At 64.8% G+C, this 16,457-nt stretch carries 13 protein-coding genes and 1 riboswitch; of the genes, 10 read left to right on the top strand and 3 right to left on the bottom strand.

Features of this window, described 5'->3' with window-relative positions:
• The first annotated feature begins 64 nt into the window (after positions 1–64).
• Positions 65–1,690, top strand: a complete 1,626-nt coding sequence (locus SOQ14_RS04090) for a lysine--tRNA ligase (RefSeq protein WP_322896786.1) — start codon at positions 65–67, stop codon at positions 1,688–1,690.
• Between the two features lie 3 nt (positions 1,691–1,693).
• Here the strand turns inward: SOQ14_RS04090 and SOQ14_RS04085 are convergent, their stop codons facing one another.
• The gene (locus SOQ14_RS04085; RefSeq protein ID WP_322896785.1) at positions 1,694–2,374 is read right to left on the bottom strand and encodes a prolyl hydroxylase family protein; all 681 of its coding nucleotides are present in this window, start codon (positions 2,372–2,374) and stop codon (positions 1,694–1,696) included.
• Positions 2,375–2,478: 104 nt separating this feature from the next.
• On the opposite strand from SOQ14_RS04085, the gene SOQ14_RS04080 reads away from it, so the two are divergent.
• Positions 2,479–3,036 carry a cytochrome b gene (locus tag SOQ14_RS04080; protein ID WP_322896784.1) on the top strand — a complete coding sequence of 186 codons (558 nt, stop codon included), beginning with the start codon at positions 2,479–2,481 and terminating at the stop codon, positions 3,034–3,036.
• A gap of 67 nt (positions 3,037–3,103) precedes the next feature.
• On the opposite strand, the gene SOQ14_RS04075 is transcribed toward SOQ14_RS04080, so the two are convergent.
• Complete coding sequence (locus SOQ14_RS04075; protein WP_322896783.1) at positions 3,104–4,150, bottom strand: RcnB family protein; 1,047 nt, start codon at positions 4,148–4,150, stop codon at positions 3,104–3,106.
• Between the two features lie 145 nt (positions 4,151–4,295).
• Here SOQ14_RS04075 and SOQ14_RS04070 point away from each other — a divergent pair, with 145 nt between their 5' ends.
• Positions 4,296–4,877, top strand: coding sequence for a pyridoxamine 5'-phosphate oxidase family protein (locus SOQ14_RS04070; RefSeq protein ID WP_322896782.1), 582 nt, complete (start codon positions 4,296–4,298; stop codon positions 4,875–4,877).
• Between the two features lie 45 nt (positions 4,878–4,922).
• Here SOQ14_RS04070 and ettA read toward each other — a convergent pair whose 3' ends face one another.
• Positions 4,923–6,596 (bottom strand): energy-dependent translational throttle protein EttA, encoded by a 1,674-nt coding sequence (gene ettA, locus SOQ14_RS04065; protein ID WP_322896781.1) that lies wholly within the window; start codon positions 6,594–6,596, stop codon positions 4,923–4,925.
• 122 nt (positions 6,597–6,718) lie between these two features.
• Here ettA and SOQ14_RS04060 point away from each other — a divergent pair, with 122 nt between their 5' ends.
• From SOQ14_RS04060 to SOQ14_RS04030, 7 genes are all read left to right on the top strand, one after another.
• Complete coding sequence (locus tag SOQ14_RS04060) at positions 6,719–8,140, top strand: M28 family peptidase (RefSeq protein ID WP_322896780.1); 1,422 nt, start codon at positions 6,719–6,721, stop codon at positions 8,138–8,140.
• 38 nt (positions 8,141–8,178) lie between these two features.
• Positions 8,179–8,403, top strand: a riboswitch (cobalamin riboswitch).
• Between the two features lie 147 nt (positions 8,404–8,550).
• Entirely contained in the window at positions 8,551–10,512 is a 1,962-nt protein-coding gene (locus SOQ14_RS04055) for a TonB-dependent receptor plug domain-containing protein (RefSeq protein WP_322896779.1), read from the top strand.
• Between the two features lie 2 nt (positions 10,513–10,514).
• Positions 10,515–10,883 (top strand): hypothetical protein, encoded by a 369-nt coding sequence (locus SOQ14_RS04050; RefSeq protein ID WP_322896778.1) that lies wholly within the window; start codon positions 10,515–10,517, stop codon positions 10,881–10,883.
• Between the two features lie 74 nt (positions 10,884–10,957).
• Positions 10,958–11,839: a LysR family transcriptional regulator gene (locus SOQ14_RS04045; RefSeq protein WP_322896777.1), complete on the top strand. Its 882-nt coding sequence runs from the start codon at positions 10,958–10,960 to the stop codon at positions 11,837–11,839.
• 114 nt (positions 11,840–11,953) lie between these two features.
• On the top strand, positions 11,954–13,504 hold the full coding sequence (locus SOQ14_RS04040; RefSeq protein ID WP_322896776.1) for a proton-conducting transporter transmembrane domain-containing protein: 1,551 nt from the start codon (positions 11,954–11,956) through the stop codon (positions 13,502–13,504).
• 28 nt (positions 13,505–13,532) lie between these two features.
• Positions 13,533–15,935 (top strand): YbcC family protein, encoded by a 2,403-nt coding sequence (locus SOQ14_RS04035; RefSeq protein WP_322896775.1) that lies wholly within the window; start codon positions 13,533–13,535, stop codon positions 15,933–15,935.
• 109 nt (positions 15,936–16,044) lie between these two features.
• Positions 16,045–16,452 carry a low affinity iron permease family protein gene (locus SOQ14_RS04030; protein ID WP_322896774.1) on the top strand — a complete coding sequence of 136 codons (408 nt, stop codon included), beginning with the start codon at positions 16,045–16,047 and terminating at the stop codon, positions 16,450–16,452.
• Positions 16,453–16,457: the final 5 nt, after the last annotated feature.

The raw sequence follows: 16,457 nt of genomic DNA, 5'->3' as shown, positions 1-16,457 counted from the left end.
GCCCGGTTTTGCCGTGGTTATTCGCTTGAAGTGCGCCGCTGCCTCTGCCTATGCGCTGCGCATTATGTTGACCGATGATCTGATCGCCGCCGCTCGTGTGTCCAAGGCCTGGCCGTTCCAGGAAGCGATGAAGCTGGTGAAGCGCTATCCCGATGGCAAGCGCGGCCCTGATGGCGCGCTGGTGCCGGTGCTGTTCGAAACCGGCTATGGTCCTTCGGGCCTGCCGCATATTGGCACCTTTCAGGAAGTGCTGCGCACCACGCTGGTGCGGCGCGCCTATGAAGTGCTGACCGGCGGTGCGCCGACGCGGCTGGTCGCCTTCTCCGACGACATGGACGGCCTGCGCAAGGTGCCGGACAATGTGCCCAACAAGGATGTGCTGACCGCCAATCTCGGCAAGCCGCTGACGCGCATTCCCGATCCTTTCGGCACCCACGCCAGCTTTGCCCATCACAACAATGCGCGGCTGTGCGCATTCCTCGATCAGTTCGGGTTCGATTACGAATTCATCTCGGCTTCGGATTGCTACAATGGCGGGCAGTTCGACGAGGCGCTGCGGCAAGTCCTGCGCCACTATGATGCGATCATGGACATCATGCTGCCGACCTTGCGCGAGGAACGCCGCCGCACCTATTCGCCCGTGCTCCCCGTCAGCCCGACCAGCGGCGTGGTGCTGCAAGTGCCGGTCGAGGTGATCGATGCCGAAGCCGGTATCGTGCATTTTGTGGATGAAGGCCAAACCATCGAGCAATGCATCTTCGGTGGGCAGGCCAAGCTGCAATGGAAGGTTGACTGGGCGATGCGCTGGTATGCGCTCGGCGTCGATTACGAGATGTGCGGCAAGGACTTGACTGACAGTGTCACCCAATCGGGCAAGATTGTGCGCGAGCTGGGCGGGCGCAAGCCCGAAGGGCTGATCTACGAGCTGTTCCTCGATGCCAAGGGCGAGAAGATTTCCAAGTCGAAGGGCAATGGCCTCTCGATCGAGGAATGGCTGACCTATGGCAGCGAGGAGTCCTTGGGCTTCTACATCTTCCGCGAACCCAAGAGCGCCAAGCAATTGCATGTCGGCGTGATCCCCAAGGCGATCGACGAATATTGGCAGTTCCGCGCAAGCCTTGGCGAACAGCCGCTCGACAAGAAGCTCGGCAATCCGGTGTGGCACCTGCTGTCCGCCAATGCCGCAACGCTGGCCGAAAATCCGGCAGGCGCAGGGGAAAGCCTGCCCGTGCCCTTCAGCCTGCTGCTCAATCTGGTGGGCGTGCTCGGGGCCGGGGCAACCCGCGAGGCGGTGTGGAGCTATCTTGGCAATTACATCGCCAACGCTGATCCCGCCGCGCACCCCGCGCTTGATGATCTGGTGGGCAAGGCGCTTGCCTATAACCGCGATTTCATCGCGCCGACGCTGGTGAAGCGCGCGCCTAAGGGCGGTGAGGTGGCGGCCCTGCACGCGCTTGATGCCGCGCTCGCCGCCGCGCCCGCGGATATGAGCTCCGAGGATTTGCAGACCATCGTCTACGAGATCGGCAAGCGCGAGGAATTCGGGTTTGAATCGCTGCGCGACTGGTTCCGCGCGCTCTACGAAACCCTTCTCGGCAGCGAGCAGGGCCCGCGCATGGGCAGCTTTATCGCGCTCTACGGGATCGGCCCGAGCCGCGCGCTGATTGCCGAGGCTCTGGCCAAAGCGTGATCGCTACCGCCACGGGCGGGTGCGATACCACTTGGTGATGACATATTTGGCGCCGCGCACCACCGGGGTTCCGGCGTGCATCGTGTCGATATTGGGCGTGCCATCGGGATGGGCATTGTTCCAGATCATCAGCACGCCGGGCTTGGGCTCGATCGACAGGCCGACATGGGTGAAATGAGTCTCGCCGCCTTCCTCGACCGTGTTGAGATAGGCCATCGCGGTCCATGATCGCTGGCCGCCGCGCGCCTGTTCGAGCGGCCAGTATTTTTCGCTGGTGTAGAACCAGTCATTATGCGGCTTGAACTGCTGGCCCGGCAGATAGCGCTGGCCCTGCACGAACTCGCCGAAGGCCGGATCAATCCCCAGCACATCGTCGATCCGCCGCGAAATCCCGCGCACAAAGCTGTCACCGGGATCAAGATCGCCGGAAAAGGACGTGCGAAAGCCGCTGGCGTAATCAAGCTCGTGCAGGCTCGAAGGGCGCGCGACATCATCGATCATCGCGCAAAGCTGGGCGCATTCGCCGGGGCTGAGAAAATCGCCGATGGCGAAGATTTCGGCCTTGTCGGTCGGCACGGTGTACACCGCCGGATCGCGCGCCAGCCGTGCGCGCACCTGCGCGCCGACTTCGGCCAGTGCAGCCTGATCGGCGATCTCGTCGGGGGCGGAATGGGTCTCGGCCATGGCGCCGTGCATACCGTGGGCCTGTGCGCGCTGGCAAGCTTGCGCTGCGAACGCGGCATGGTACCTTCCCGCGCAAAACAAGGGTCGTATGGGAGGGTAAGACCATGGGTATCGGTCAGAAGACCAAATATTCCGGGCTGGCGATGGCGCTGCACTGGCTGGTCGGGGTTGCGGTCATTACCAGTTGGCGCATCGCCGAGGCGGCCGAGGGCGCGCCAACCCGCGAGCTGCGTGGTGAAATCATGGGCAATCATTTTGCGCTGGGCGTAGTGATCTTTGCGCTGGTGCTGCTGCGATTTGGTTGGCGGATGGTCAACCCTCCGCCGCCGCCGAGCCTGCGCCATGCGGCGTGGGAGCGGGTGCTTGCGCGGGTCACGCATGGCCTGATCTACACGCTGCTGCTGGTGATGCCGCTTGCCGGGTGGTTCGCCATGTCGAAATTCGGCAATGGCATTTCGGTGTGGGGCCTGATCGAGATCCCGCCCTTGCCGGTCGCGCCGGATGAAAAGCTGGCGGAACAGATCTTCGAAACCCACGCGGTGGCGGGCACGATCCTGTTGGTGCTGATCGCGGTGCATGTGCTCGGCACGCTCAAGCACACGCTGATCGACAAGGATGGCACGATCTACCGCATGCTGCCGTTCGGCGAGGCGCGAGGCTAGGGCTGTTCCAAACACAACCCCCGCCGGTATGCTCCGACGGGGGTAGCGCCCTGCCGCGTGCAGCGGGTTACCAGAAGAAGTTCTCGATCACGTCGACCACTTCGCCGGTGAACACATCGACGAGCAGGACATCGTCGTAATAGCGTACCCAGCGGAACCGGTCCCCTGAAGGGGGCAGGCGGTAGGCCCACGGATCATTCAGGAAAAAGCGCGGCTGGAAGAACAGCGGATCGAGGAAAAATCCGATCCCCACTGGGCGATAGAAGTGCCCCGAAAAGGGCGCGAAGTAAGGGCCGGGGCGGAACAGGAAGCGGTTGGCTTGCCGGTGCCCGTACCAGTTGAAGCGGCGGTTATCGCGCCAGCCACGATCCCAGCGTGCCCCATCGCGGAAGCCCTGACGATAGGCATATTGCCGCCCGACGCGGTTATCGCCGCGCCAGCCATCGCGGCGGTTGTCGCGCCAGCCATCGCGCTGCCAATCGCCGCGATCATTGTCGCGCCAGCCGTCGCGCCGACCATCCCGGCGATTCCGGCGCCAGTCGCCGCGATCATTGTCACGGCGGCCGTTCCAGTCTCCGCGCCGGTCATCGCCGCGGCGATCCGAAAAGCGCGTATTGTCTGTGGTGTTACGCTGGACCGGAGCGACGGCATCGCCGCCACCACGCCTGTTTTCAAAGCCGGGGCGGCCCGCGAAGGTGCCGCCGCCGTCGCGTGAACCATTGCCGCCGCGCCGTTCAAAACCACCGGAGGGCGGCGCTGCCGGGGCACCGCGGGTTTCGGCGGAACGCACCTGCGACCCGCGATCCCAGTTCCGACCGCCGCCCCGATCCCCGGCGCGATCCCCACCGCGCTGGCGGGCCTGCGCACCGTTCCAGCCGCGTCCACCATCGCCGCGACCTGCGCGTTCACCGCGTCCGCCGCGCCCGCGATCCTGCAAGGCGGCGGAGGGCGCAGGCATGCTCACCGGTGCGGTGATCGGTGATGCGCCCGAATCGGGCAGGATCATCATGTCAGGGGTAATCTGTGGTGCAGCGCTGGCGGAGGGCGCGGCCATCGCCAAGATCATGGCGAGGGTGGCAAAAGCGCCGGAACCAAGCAATCGGGTGTCAATCATGACCGTCTCCAGAGTTGCGGTTCCACCACCCGCGGCTTGTCGTGTCATACTATTAGTTCATGCTGACTGTCAGAAAGCTGAACAAATTGACGCGGCCGCGCACCACCTCTTGACCCGCCCCGGACATGCGCGGAAAGGCCCGCTGATGTTCGAAACGCTTGATGAAGTCCGCCGCGATTGGCTGGGGCGGCTTGCCCGCGCTCCACGCGATCGCAAATGCCCGATGCACACGCCGGTGGTGGTCAGCGCGCCGGCCGATGCGCGGGTGATGGTGCTGCGCGCTTTTGATCAGGCGACAGGGGTGCTGCGCTTCCACACCGACACCCGCTCCCCCAAGGTCGCCGCGATTGCGGATGATCCGCGCATGGCGGTGCTGCTCTATGACAAGAGCGCCAAGATCCAGATCCGGCTGCGCGGCACGGGCCGGGTGGAGACCGATGGGCCGATTGCCGATGCGGCATGGGCGGCTGGGACGAATTTCGCGCGGCGCTGCTATCTTGGGGATGGGCCGGGCAGCCTTGCGGATGGGCCGACATCGGGCCTGCCGCCCGAATTCGAAGGGGCCGAGCCCGACGATGCCCAGCTTGTCCCGGCGCGGCCCAATTTCGCGGTCTTGCTGATCGAGCTGGCCGAAGTCGATTGGCTCTACCTTGCCCATACCGGGCACATGCGCGCGCAATTCACGCGTGGCGGCGAGAGCTGGGAAGGGCGCTGGGTAACCCCCTAGGCCCGCCGCCCAGCCGCCCGTTTGTCGAGCGGCTGGGCTTTGCTGTCAGCGCGTCAGCTTCTTGTAGGCGAGACGCGTCGGCCGGTCGGCGGCATCGCCGAGACGGCGGCGCTTGTCTTCCTCGTAGGCTTCGAAGTTGCCTTCGAACCATTCGACATGGCTGTTGCCTTCGAACGCGAGGATGTGGGTGGCCAGACGGTCGAGGAAGAAGCGGTCGTGGCTGATGACCACGGCGCAGCCTGCGAAATTCTCGATCGCGTCTTCGAGCGCCGCCAGCGTTTCGACATCGAGATCGTTGGTCGGCTCGTCGAGCAGCAACACGTTGCCGCCTTGCTTCAGCATCTTGGCCATGTGCACGCGGTTGCGTTCACCACCCGACAGCTTGCCGACATTCTTCTGCTGGTCGGCGCCCTTGAAGTTGAACGCGCCGACATAGGCCCGCGTGCTCATGTCCTGCCCGTTGACCTTCATGTAATCGAGCCCGTCGGAGATTTCCTCCCACACGTTCTTGGTCGGATCGAGATGATCCCGGCTCTGGTCGACATAGCCGAGGCGCACGGTCGAGCCGATCTCGATCGTGCCGCTATCGGGCGTCTCCTTGCCGGTCAGGATCTTGAACAGCGTGGACTTACCTGCGCCGTTCGGGCCGATCACGCCGACAATCCCGCCCGGCGGCAGGGTGAAGCTGAGGTTTTCGAACAGCAGCTTGTCGCCATAGGCCTTGGAGATGTTCTTGGCTTCGATCACCTTGCCGCCGAGACGCTCGGGCACCTGGATGACGATCTGTGCCTTGCCAACCTGGCGGTTGTCCTGGCTGTTCTGGAGCTCTTCGAACTTGCGGATACGCGCCTTGGACTTGGTCTGGCGGGCCGCCGGGGTCTGCCGGATCCACTCCAACTCGCGCTGGAGCGCCTTCTGCTTGCCGCTTTCCTCGCGGCTTTCCTGCTCAAGACGCTTGGCCTTCTTTTCGAGATAGGTCGAATAATTGCCTTCGTAGGGATAGTAGGAGCCGCGATCGAGTTCGAGGATCCATTCGACGACGTTATCAAGGAAGTAGCGGTCGTGGGTGATCATCAGCACCGCGCCGGCATATTCCTTGAGGTGGTTTTCGAGCCACTGGACGCTTTCGGCATCGAGGTGGTTGGTCGGCTCGTCGAGCAGCAGGATCGACGGCTTCTGGATGAGCAGGCGGGTGAGCGCGACGCGGCGCTTTTCCCCGCCCGACAGATCCTTGACCGGCCAGTCGCCCGGCGGGCAGCGCAGCGCTTCCATCGCGACTTCGAGCTGGTTGTCGAGCGTCCAGCCATCGACCGCGTCGATCTTGTCCTGCAACTCGCCCATTTCCGCGCCCAAGGCGTCGAAATCGGCATCGGGCTCGCACATCAGCGCGCTGACTTCGTTGAAGCGCGCGACGAGATCGGCGGTTTCCTTCGCCCCTTCGCGCACGTTCTCGAGCACGGTCTTGGTCGGATCGAGTTCCGGCTCCTGTTCGAGGTAGCCGACGGTGATGTTCTCACCCGGCCAGGCCTCGCCAGTGAAATCCTTGTCGATCCCCGCCATGATCTTGATCAGCGTGGATTTGCCCGCACCATTGGGGCCGACAATACCGATCTTCGCACCCTGATAGAATTGCAGGTTGATATTGTTCAGCACCGGCTTCTGGGCGCCGGGGAAGGTCTTGGTCATGCCCTTCATGACATAGGCATATTGCGCGGCCATCGGATGGGTCCTTATGCGGATCGATAAAAACAGGATCGGGAATTGGCTGCGCAGATAGGGAAGGGGAGAGGGAGAGGCAAGCGGCTAGACAGGGACGAGGCGCAAGGATAGCACCCCGTCCCATGAAAAACCTTGCTCTCGCGCTCGCTGCGCTGCCGCTCACCGCGCTCGCTCTTCCCGCTCTGGCCCAACCGGGCGATCTTGCCGCGCTCGAAACGGTTGCCGACCGCGCGCTGGCGGCTGATGCCATTGCTTATGGCTTCACCGAAGGGCTGACCACCGAGGTCGGCCCGCGTCAGGCCGGGACCGAGGCCGAAGCGCGGGGCCGCGCCTGGGCGATGGCATGGCTCAAGGCCAATGGCTTTGCCAATGTCGCGGACGAGCCGTTCGAGATGGAGACCTGGGTGCCGGGGGATATTGCCCGCGCGCGGGTAACCGGGCCGTTCGCGCAGGATCTGGTGGTGCTCCCGCTCGGGGACAGCGCGGCCACACCGCAGGGCGGGATCGAGGCCGAGGTGGTGTTCTTCCGCACCTTCGAAGATTTGCGCGCCGCGCCCGAGGGCAGCCTCAAGGGCAAGATCGCCTATATCAGCCACCAGATGCGGCAGGCGCAGGATGGTTCGCACTATGGCTTTGCCGGGCCGGTGCGCTGGGTTGGCCCCGGCATCGCCGCAAGCAAGGGCGCAGTGGCAGCGGTGATCAAGTCGATCGGCACCGATCATCACCGCAACCCGCATACCGGCGGCACGGATTTCGCCGCTGGGGTCAAGCCGATCCCGGCTGGCGCGCTGAGCCTGCCCGATGCCGAAAACCTTGAGCGCATGTTCGCCCGTGCGGGCGGCAAGCCGGTGACCTTGCGCCTCGAAATGAACCCGCGCCAGCTGGGCAAGACGACGAGCGGCAATGTCGTGGGCGAGATTGTCGGGCGCAATCCGGCGCTGCCGCCGGTGCTGCTCGCCTGCCATCTCGATAGCTGGTGGAATTCGCCCGGTGCATTCGATGATGCGGCGGGCTGCGGGATCATTGCCGCGGCGGCCAAGAATGTCGCGTCGGCGGGGCAGCCCTTGCGCACCATCCGCGTGCTGTTTGCAGGGGCCGAGGAAGTCGGGCTCCACGGCTCGGTCGCCTATAGCAAGGCGCATATCAACGAACCCATCGCGGTGGGCCTTGAAAGCGATTTCGGTGCGGATCGCATCTGGCGCTTTGAAAGCAATTTCCGCGAGAGCAATCCCGATCTGCATGCGCGGCTCGCGCGGGCGGTGGCGCGCTTTGGCGTCGCCAATTCCCCGCTGGTCGCCACCGGCGGGGCGGATTTGAATGTGGTGCGCGATCAGAAGGGCGCGCTCGTCGATCTCCAGCAGGATGGCACGCGCTACTTCGATCTGCACCACACGCCTGATGATACCCTCGACAAGATCGACATCGTCCAGTTGCGCCAGAATGTCGCGGTGTGGACGCAGGTGACCGGCATCCTCGCGAATGAGCAGAACGGCATCCTGACGGGCAATTTCGAGCGCACTGGCCCGGATGTGATGGGTGACTGATCGCACCTAACCCCTTGCCAACGGGCTTTTTTGCGTCCATTGCGCTTCGTGCAACTGGTGCCCCGCGAGGGGCTTGAAAGGGAACCCGGGACATTCCGGCTTGTCATATGCGGCAAGCCAGAATGAGGCCGGGGCTGTGCCCGCAACTGTGACCGGGGAGTTCTCGCCCCACAATGCCACTGGCCCCTTCACACGGGCTGGGAAGGCGGGGCGGGACATGATGATCCGGAAGCCAGGAGACCTGCCTGTTGCGGTCGATCCTTTGTGTGGACGGGTCCATCCACATGATCGGAGCATCGCCTCCGCGTGACGACATGAGCGAAGGTGGGGTCGGCCCGATTGCGGGCTCGCGTCATGTCGCGCCGTGTCTGCCGGCGCCTGCCTTCTGTGTGTGAAGACAGGAGGTTCTTGTGACCAATTTTGTTGATTATCTGCGCCAAAAGCGCGCAATCTTGCTTGTTTCCGGTGTTTTTGGCGCGGTTTTGCCGGCCCATGTCGCAGCAGAGGATCTTGCGGCGGAGAATGCCGATCCGGCGCGTGAGATCATCGTCACCGCCGCGACCCGCACCGAGCAATCGCTCGACAAGGTCGGCCAGACGGTCAGCGTGATTGATCTGGCGGAAATCGAACGCCGCCAGACCCAGAATGTCGCGGATATCCTGCGCACGATTCCCGGCGTCACCATTGCGCGCAATGGCACCATCGGCGGGGTCGCTTCGGTGTTCATCCGCGGGGCGGAAAGCGATCAGACCGTGGCGCTGGTCGACGGCGTGAAGCTGAATGACCCTTCCAGCGTTGGCGGCGGCTTCAATTTCGGCAACCTGATGACCGGCAATATCGAGCGCATCGAAGTGCTGCGCGGTTCGCAATCGGTGCTGTGGGGCAGCCAGGCCATCGCGGGGGTCGTCAACATGGTGACGCGCCGCCCGACAGAGGAATTGCAGGTCAATGCCCGCGGCGAATACGGCTTTCGCGATACGGTGAACCTTGTCGCCAATGCATCGGGCAAGGCCGGACCGCTTTCGGCGAGCGTGGGTGCCGGCTGGTTCCGCACCGACGGGATTTCGAACTTCGCCGAAAGCCGCGGCGGTGTGGAGCGCGATGGCTATGAGAATTTCGGCGCCAATGCCAATTTCAACCTCGCGATCAGCGAAGCGATTTCGCTTGATGCGCGCGGGTGGTATTCGCGTGGCACGCTCAATCTCGATGGCTTTGCCCCGCCGACCTTCGCCTTCGGGGATGTGAACGAGGAAGGCATCACCCGCGAGCTGGTGGGCTATACCGGCCTCAACGTGGCCCTGTTTGACGGGCGGTTCCGCAACCGGATCGGCTTTGCGCTCACAGATACCAAGCGCCGCAACACCGCGCTCGATGGCCCCCCCGCCGAAACCTTCCGCGGTGAAGGGCGCAACGAGCGGCTGGAATATCAGGGCATTGTCGATATCGCCAAGGGTTGGGAGGTGACCTTCGGGCTCGAACAGGAAATCTCGCGTTTCAACTCCAGCAGCTTTGGCGGACCTGAAGCCCGCGCCCGTGCGCGCCTTTACAGCGGCTATGCGCAGGTGGTCGGCACGATCACCGAGGGCTTCACCGTCACCGGCGGGGTGCGCCACGATGATCACGACCGCTTTGGCGGCGCGACCACCTTTGGCGCGAGCGCGGTCTACAACCTCGCCGCCACCGGCACGACGGTGCGCGCGAGCTATGCCGAGGGATTCAAGGTGCCCTCGCTGTTCCAGCTTTTCAGCAATTTCGGCAACACCACCTTGCAGCCCGAGCGTTCGCAAGGCTGGGATGCGGGGATCACGCAAAGTCTAGTGGACGGGCGGCTTGAACTCTCGGCCACCTATTTCCAGCGCGACAGCGAGGATCTGATCCTGTTCATCGGGTGCCGCGCGCCCTTTACCGGGATCTGCACCAACCGTCCGTTCGGGACCTATGACAATGTCGGACTTGCCCGCGCGCGCGGCGCTGAATTTGCGGTGACGATGCGACCGACCGATAGCCTCAGCGTGCAGGTGACGCACGGCTATGTCGACAGCCGCAACCGGGCAGCGGGTATGGCCAATTTCGATCGCCGCCTGCCGCGTCGCCCTGAAAACGCGACCAGCCTCTTGGTCGATTACCGCTGGCCATTCGGGCTGGAGACGGGCTTTACCCTGACCAATGTCAGCGCTGCGTTCGAGAACGCGGCCAACACGCTCCGCCTGCCCGGCTACACCCTGGGCGATATCCGCGCGATGATGCCGCTGGGCAAGAATCTTGAATTGACAGCGCGGATCGAGAACCTGTTTGACGAAAGCTACGAAACCGCGCTCAATTTCGGGCAGATGCCGCGCGCGGGCTATGTGGGCGTCAGGGTGAAGATGTAGCGATGGATGGGGCGGCGGCAGAGGCAAGCGACGGGCTGGTTCGGCTTGAACAATTGCTGATCACAGCCGCGCAGGGGCAGCAGGTGATGACCTATGCTGCCGTTGCGCGTGCACTGGCCTTGCCGCCGCCCTATACCATTCACAAGGCTGCTGAACTGATCGAGGCGCTGATGCTCCGCCACGCGGCAGCGGGCGCGCCGCAACTCGCCAGCCTGGTGGTGTCGAAAGCGCGCGGCGGCCTGCCCGCGCCGGGCTATTTCGTGCTGCTGCGCGAGCTGGGGCTCTATGCCGGGCCAAGCGAGGGGCCAGAGGCCCAAGCCTTCCATGCCGGCGAAGTCGCCGCTTGTTTTGCGGCGGTCGCCACTGCCTGAGCCGCTTGCGCACTGGCGGGCGGCGGCGCGGTGCTCTATCATGACATCCGAGGCTCTGGGGGTTTGTTCGCGCGATGCATCTCAATTTCAAGCACCTGCGCTATTTTCATGCGGTTGCGCACGAAGGCAATCTGACAAGCGCGGCGCGGCGGCTCAATGTCTCGCAATCGGCGCTCTCGACCCAGATCCGCCAATTGGAAGAGAGCATCGGGCATGATCTGTTCGAACGGCGCGGGCGCAGGCTCGAACTGACCGAGGCGGGGCGGGTGGCGCTTAATTACGCTGACGGCATTTTCGAAACCGCGCGCGAGATGGTGGCAACCTTTTCGGGCGGGGCAGGACAGACGCTCCGCCACTTGCGGATCGGCGCGGTGAGCAACCTGTCGCGCAACTTCCAGATCAGTTTTCTCGGCCCGATGCTGGCGCGCGATGATGTCCATCTGGTGATCCGCACCGGCGCCTTGGCGATGCTGGTGAGCGCGCTTGAGGCGCATGAAATCGACATCCTCCTCACCAACCGCCTGCCGTTCCGCGACAGCGCGACCACGTGGCGCGCGCATCTCTTGGATGAAGTCCCCGTTAGCCTCATCGGCCACACGCCGATGGAGCGCACGGGCGACAGTCTCGAGGATGTGCTGGCGAGCGCGCGGCTGATCGTGCCTGCCAAGGATAGCGGCGTGCGCGCCGATTTCGATCTGCTGGTCGACCGGCTCGGCATCCTGCCCAATATCATCGCCGAGGCCGATGACATGGCGATGCTGCGTCTGCTGGTGCGCACCGGCACGGGCATTGGTCTTGCCCCGCCAATCGTTGTGCGGGACGAGCTTGAAGCCGGTCTGCTGCACGAGCTGATGACCATTCCCGGCCTGAGCGAAAGCTTCTACGCGGTGGTGCAGGCGCGCCGGTTCCAGCACCCGCTGGTGGATGATCTGCTGGCGCTGCACGGGGTTTCCTAGTTCTTTATATCAGAACGATCATTTAATTTCATTGAATTTTGCAGAACGCTAGGCGGTCGCTATCCCGCCCCCTCAAACCACGCCTTGATCCAAGGCCTCAGGGGAAGATGCATCATGGATATCGCTTTTCTGATCGCTGCCGGGATCGGTGCCTCTCTCGCACTCGGCATGCTGGCGCTGGTCGTGCGCGATGGCAGCGCGCGTGTGATCAGCCTTGCGCTCGAAAGCGTGATGCTCGGCCTGCTGGCAGTCGCGCTGGTCGCGCTGGTGCAGGTGTTGCAGGGCGATGCCTACACCGCGGGCCTGCTGACGTTCCATGATGCGGGTCTCAGCATCCGGATGGATGCGGTAAGCCTGCCGATGATCGCGCTGGTCAGCTTCATCGGCTGGATCGTGCTGCGCTATGCCCGCACCTATCTGGCCGAAGAACCGCGCCGGGCGCGCTTTACCGGCGTGCTCGCGCTAACGCTCGCCAGCGTGCTGCTGTTTGCCGGGGCGGGCAATCTGGTGCAGCTGGTGGGCGCGCTGATCGCGACGAGCCTCGGGATCAACCGGCTGCTGCTGTTCTATCCCGAACGGGCCGCGGCCCGGCGCGCGGCGCGCAAGCAGTTCATCACCGCGCGGATTGCCGACTTTGCCCTGCTGAGCGGCGCCGCACTGCTGAGCTTTGTCTATGGCACCAATGATATCGCCGCGATCCTCGAAGCGGCCCGGATGGGCACCGGCGGCGTCGCCGCGGCGCTGGCTGCTGCATGCCTCGCCATCGCTGCTGTGATCATCTCGGCGCAGTTCCCGCTCCACGGCTGGCTTTCCGAAGTGATGGAAGCGCCCACCCCCGTTTCCGCGCTGCTCCACGCCGGTGTGATCAATGCCGGCGGGCTGCTGCTGATCCGCTTTGCCGATGTCATGCTGCTGTCCCCGGCGGTGATGGCGGGGCTGGTGATGATCGGCGGCTTCACCGCGCTGTTCGGCGGGCTTGTCATGCTGACCCAGCCTGCGGTCAAGACCTCGCTCGCTTGGTCGACTGTCGCGCAGATGGGCTTCATGATCATGCAATGCGGCCTTGCGCTGTTCCCGCTCGCGCTGATGCATATTCTCGCGCACTCGCTCTACAAGGCGCACAGCTTCCTCGCTTCGGGCGGTGCGGTGGAACAGATCGCCGCGTTCAAGCGCCCCGGCCCGGTCGCGGTGCCCGATGCCAAGGCGGTCGCGCTCGCCTTTCTTGCGGCGCTCGGCATCTATGCCGCGATGAGCCTGGGCCTGCCCGTTGGCGAGAAGTCGCCGCAGGCAAGCGCGCTCGGCGCGATCCTGATCTTCGGCGTGGCCTATCTGCTGGCGCAGGGTCTGGCCGGATCCGCGCCCGCTGCCCTGATGCGGCGCATGGCAATCTATTCGCTGGCGGCCTCGCTGGGCTACTTCGCGCTCCACGCCATCGCCATGGCGCTGACAGCGGGCACGCTGCCTGCCGCGCCGGCTCCGCAGGCGCTCGAATGGGTGCTGATAGGGCTCGCGGTGGTGAGCTTCGGCGTGGTCGCCGTGGCGCAGTCGATGTTCCCGCTGTGGGCCTATCACCCGGCCGCCGCAGGCCTGCGCGTCCACCTTTCCAACGGCCTTTATGCCAATGCCATGCTCGATCGCCTGCTCGGCGGCTGGGCCCTGCGCTGAACTGCCATCGCAACGAGGAGTGACCCAAATGACGATCAAGAAGACCGCCAATCTGTGGGACGTTGCCGATGCTGCCGCCCGCCAGATCCCGCCAATGTGGCCGCTCGCCTCGAGTGTCGCGGTGAACCCCTATTTCGGGCAGAGCGGGCGTGATCTCGCCGAAACCGCCGCGCTGCTGGCGCGGGTGAGCGCGGCGCGCACCGTCATGCCGCGCGACTGGTTCGCCAGCCAGATCGCCAGCGGCGCGATCAGCGATGATGATCTCGCGGCCGCGCTGGCGGCATGTGCCTCTCCGCTGCGCCCTGCGAGCATGGAAGCGCTCAAGCTGGCGGCAACGGTGGCGCGTCCTGCCCCGCAGCCCTTGCCGACGATCGCCGATCTTGCGGCCGAGGTTTCGGGGATCGATTGGCCTGCGCTGATTGCCGAGCGTTTTGGCCATTGGGCGGCCGGATGGTGCGATGAAGGGCAGGCGCTGTGGGCTGCGCCCAAGGGTCGCAACGCCTTCCGCGCATGGCAGGCCGCGGCGCAACATGATCTCACCTGCGAGATTGCGGGCCTTGCCGGGTTCGGCGCCTTCGTGGCCGATGCGCCCGACAGCGCGATCGAGGCGATGGCACGCAATGTCGCGCGGCTGGATCTGACGCCCAAGGCGCTGCCGACCTATTTCCATGCGCTGCTCATCACGCTCGGCGGCTGGGCGCAATATGCGCGCTATATCCAGTGGCAGGCCGAGCTGGCGGGCGGTGAGGACAGCGCACCTGCTGATTTCCTCTGCATCCGTCTGATGTGGGAAGCGGCGCTTTATGCCCAGTATGAACCGCTGATCGCAGCGCGCTGGCGGGTGGTGGCTACGGCTCATGCCGCGCCTGCTCAGGCGAGCGGCGATGATGTGGTCGACATGATCCTTCAGGAAGCGGCCGAACGCGCCGCCCAGCGCGAATTGGGGGCGAGTCTGCAACAGGGCGCACAGCCTGCCGCTGACACGGCCGCGCTGGTGCAGGCCGCCTTCTGCATCGATGTGCGTTCGGAAGTGTTCCGCCGCGCGCTCGAATCGCTCGATCCGCGGGTCCAGACGCTCGGCTTTGCCGGGTTCTTCGGAATTGGTGCATCGCACCGGCGCTTTGCCTCGGATGTTGCCGAACACCGCCTGCCGGTGCTGCTCAACGCGAGCGTGTCGAGCACCGCGGGCACGGCGGAACACGCCGACAAAGACTGTTCGGCGCGCTATCTCGCACGGGCCAAGCGCGCGTGGGGTCGCTTCAAGCTGGCGGCGGTGTCGTCCTTCGCTTTTGTCGAGGCCGCCGGGCCGGTCTATGTCGGCAAACTGGTCAAGGATACGCTGGGATTGAAGCGCCCGGCGCTGCCGCATGATCCGGCCCCGGTGCTTGCGCCCGCGCTGGATCGCGCGGCGCGCATCGGTGCGGCCAAGGCGGTGCTCGGCGCTATGTCGTTGACCCGCGATTTCGCGCCGCTGGTGCTGCTCGTCGGCCACGGCGCGAATGTCGTGAACAATCCGCATGCAAGCGGCCTGCATTGCGGGGCCTGTGGCGGCTATTCGGGCGAAGTGAATGCGCGGCTGCTCGCCAGCTTGCTCAATGATCCCGAAGTGCGCACCGGCTTGGCCGAGGCGGGTATCGCCATCCCTGCTGGCACGCTGTTCCTTGGCGCGCTGCACGATACCACCGCCGATAATGTGCTCATCTATGCCGAGGATCATCCGTCGGCCGATCATGCGGAAATCCTTGCCCAGACGCGCGAGTGGATGGCGAGCGCGGGTCTGATCGCGCGGTCCGAGCGGGCACTGCGCTTGCCGCGGGCCGGAACAGGTCATGAAATCGCCCGGCGCAGCCGCGATTGGGCCGAGGTTCGCCCCGAATGGGCGCTTGCCGGGTGCAAGGCCTTTATCGCCGCCCCGCGCAGCCGCACGGGCGGGACAAGCCTCGCCGGGCGCGCCTTCCTGCACGACTATGTCTGGCAGCAGGATGAAGGCTTCGGCGTGCTCGAACTGATCATGACCGCGCCGGTTGTCGTCGCGAGCTGGATTTCGTTGCAATACTATGGCTCCAGCGTCGATCCGGAAGTCTGGGGCGGCGGCAACAAGCTGATCCACAATGTGATTGGCGGGATTGGCGTGGTCGAAGGCAATGGCGGCACGCTGCGCGCCGGATTGCCGTGGCAGTCGGTGCATGACGGCGAAAAGCTGGTGCACGAACCGCTGCGGTTGACAGTGTGCATCGAAGCCCCCGTCAAGGCGATGACCGATATCCTCGCGCGTCACGATGGGGTGCGCGCACTGTTCGACAACCGCTGGCTGCATCTCATCGCGCTTGATGAAAATGGCCAGATGGCACAGCGTTATACCGGCAATCTCGGCTGGGAAGCGATCGATCCGGCAGGCCGGGCTGCCGTGCAACACGAGCTCGCCGCCTAGGCCTGTTTAAGAACCGGGCGCTTCTGTGGCATGGCAAGGCCTGGGGCCGGGGCGCGACTCGTGCGCGCTCTGGCCCGGGAAAGCCACTCTGCTGCGGAGACACCGGCCCATGGATCGCCTGTTCACGATTGTCGCATCGCGCACCGCCTTTGCTGCGGGCCAGCCCGCCGCCTTCATGGTCGCGGTGCTTATCATTGTCGGCTGGGGGATCAGCGGGCCGGTGTTCGGGTGGTCGGATACGTGGCAACTGGTGGTCAACACCGGCACCACCATCGCCACCTTCCTGATGGTGTTCCTGATCCAGAATTCGCAAAACCGCGATGCCGCCGCGATGCAGGCCAAGCTCGACGAACTGATCCGCGCGGTGCACAATGCGCGCAACGAATTTGTCGGCATCGAACATCTCACCGATCACGAGATCGAAGCGATCCGCCGCGCGCTCGAAGAATCGGTCGGCACCGATCACGCGGGCCTTGGCCAGCATCAGAGCATCGCCCGCCTGCTCAAGCGGCGCTAGGGCAG

The organism is Erythrobacter epiphyticus (assembly GCF_034653295.1).
Classification (GTDB): domain Bacteria; phylum Pseudomonadota; class Alphaproteobacteria; order Sphingomonadales; family Sphingomonadaceae; genus Erythrobacter.
This window is presented reverse-complemented; position numbering and strand designations above follow the sequence as displayed.

Excerpts from the sequence above, each read along its gene's own strand:
- SOQ14_RS04070 (WP_322896782.1), top strand. The coding sequence starts at position 4,296 with ATGTTCGAAACGCTTGATGAAGTCCGCCGCGATTGGCTGGGGCGGCTT.
- SOQ14_RS04060 (WP_322896780.1), top strand. The coding sequence starts at position 6,719 with ATGAAAAACCTTGCTCTCGCGCTCGCTGCGCTGCCGCTCACCGCGCTC.
- SOQ14_RS04085 (WP_322896785.1), bottom strand. The coding sequence starts at position 2,374 with ATGGCCGAGACCCATTCCGCCCCCGACGAGATCGCCGATCAGGCTGCA.
- SOQ14_RS04075 (WP_322896783.1), bottom strand. The coding sequence starts at position 4,150 with ATGATTGACACCCGATTGCTTGGTTCCGGCGCTTTTGCCACCCTCGCC.
- SOQ14_RS04080 (WP_322896784.1), top strand. The coding sequence starts at position 2,479 with ATGGGTATCGGTCAGAAGACCAAATATTCCGGGCTGGCGATGGCGCTG.
- SOQ14_RS04030 (WP_322896774.1), top strand. The coding sequence starts at position 16,045 with ATGGATCGCCTGTTCACGATTGTCGCATCGCGCACCGCCTTTGCTGCG.
- SOQ14_RS04035 (WP_322896775.1), top strand. The coding sequence starts at position 13,533 with ATGACGATCAAGAAGACCGCCAATCTGTGGGACGTTGCCGATGCTGCC.
- ettA (WP_322896781.1), bottom strand. The coding sequence starts at position 6,596 with ATGGCCGCGCAATATGCCTATGTCATGAAGGGCATGACCAAGACCTTC.
- SOQ14_RS04045 (WP_322896777.1), top strand. The coding sequence starts at position 10,958 with ATGCATCTCAATTTCAAGCACCTGCGCTATTTTCATGCGGTTGCGCAC.
- SOQ14_RS04050 (WP_322896778.1), top strand. The coding sequence starts at position 10,515 with ATGGATGGGGCGGCGGCAGAGGCAAGCGACGGGCTGGTTCGGCTTGAA.
- SOQ14_RS04090 (WP_322896786.1), top strand. The coding sequence starts at position 65 with ATGTTGACCGATGATCTGATCGCCGCCGCTCGTGTGTCCAAGGCCTGG.
- SOQ14_RS04040 (WP_322896776.1), top strand. The coding sequence starts at position 11,954 with ATGGATATCGCTTTTCTGATCGCTGCCGGGATCGGTGCCTCTCTCGCA.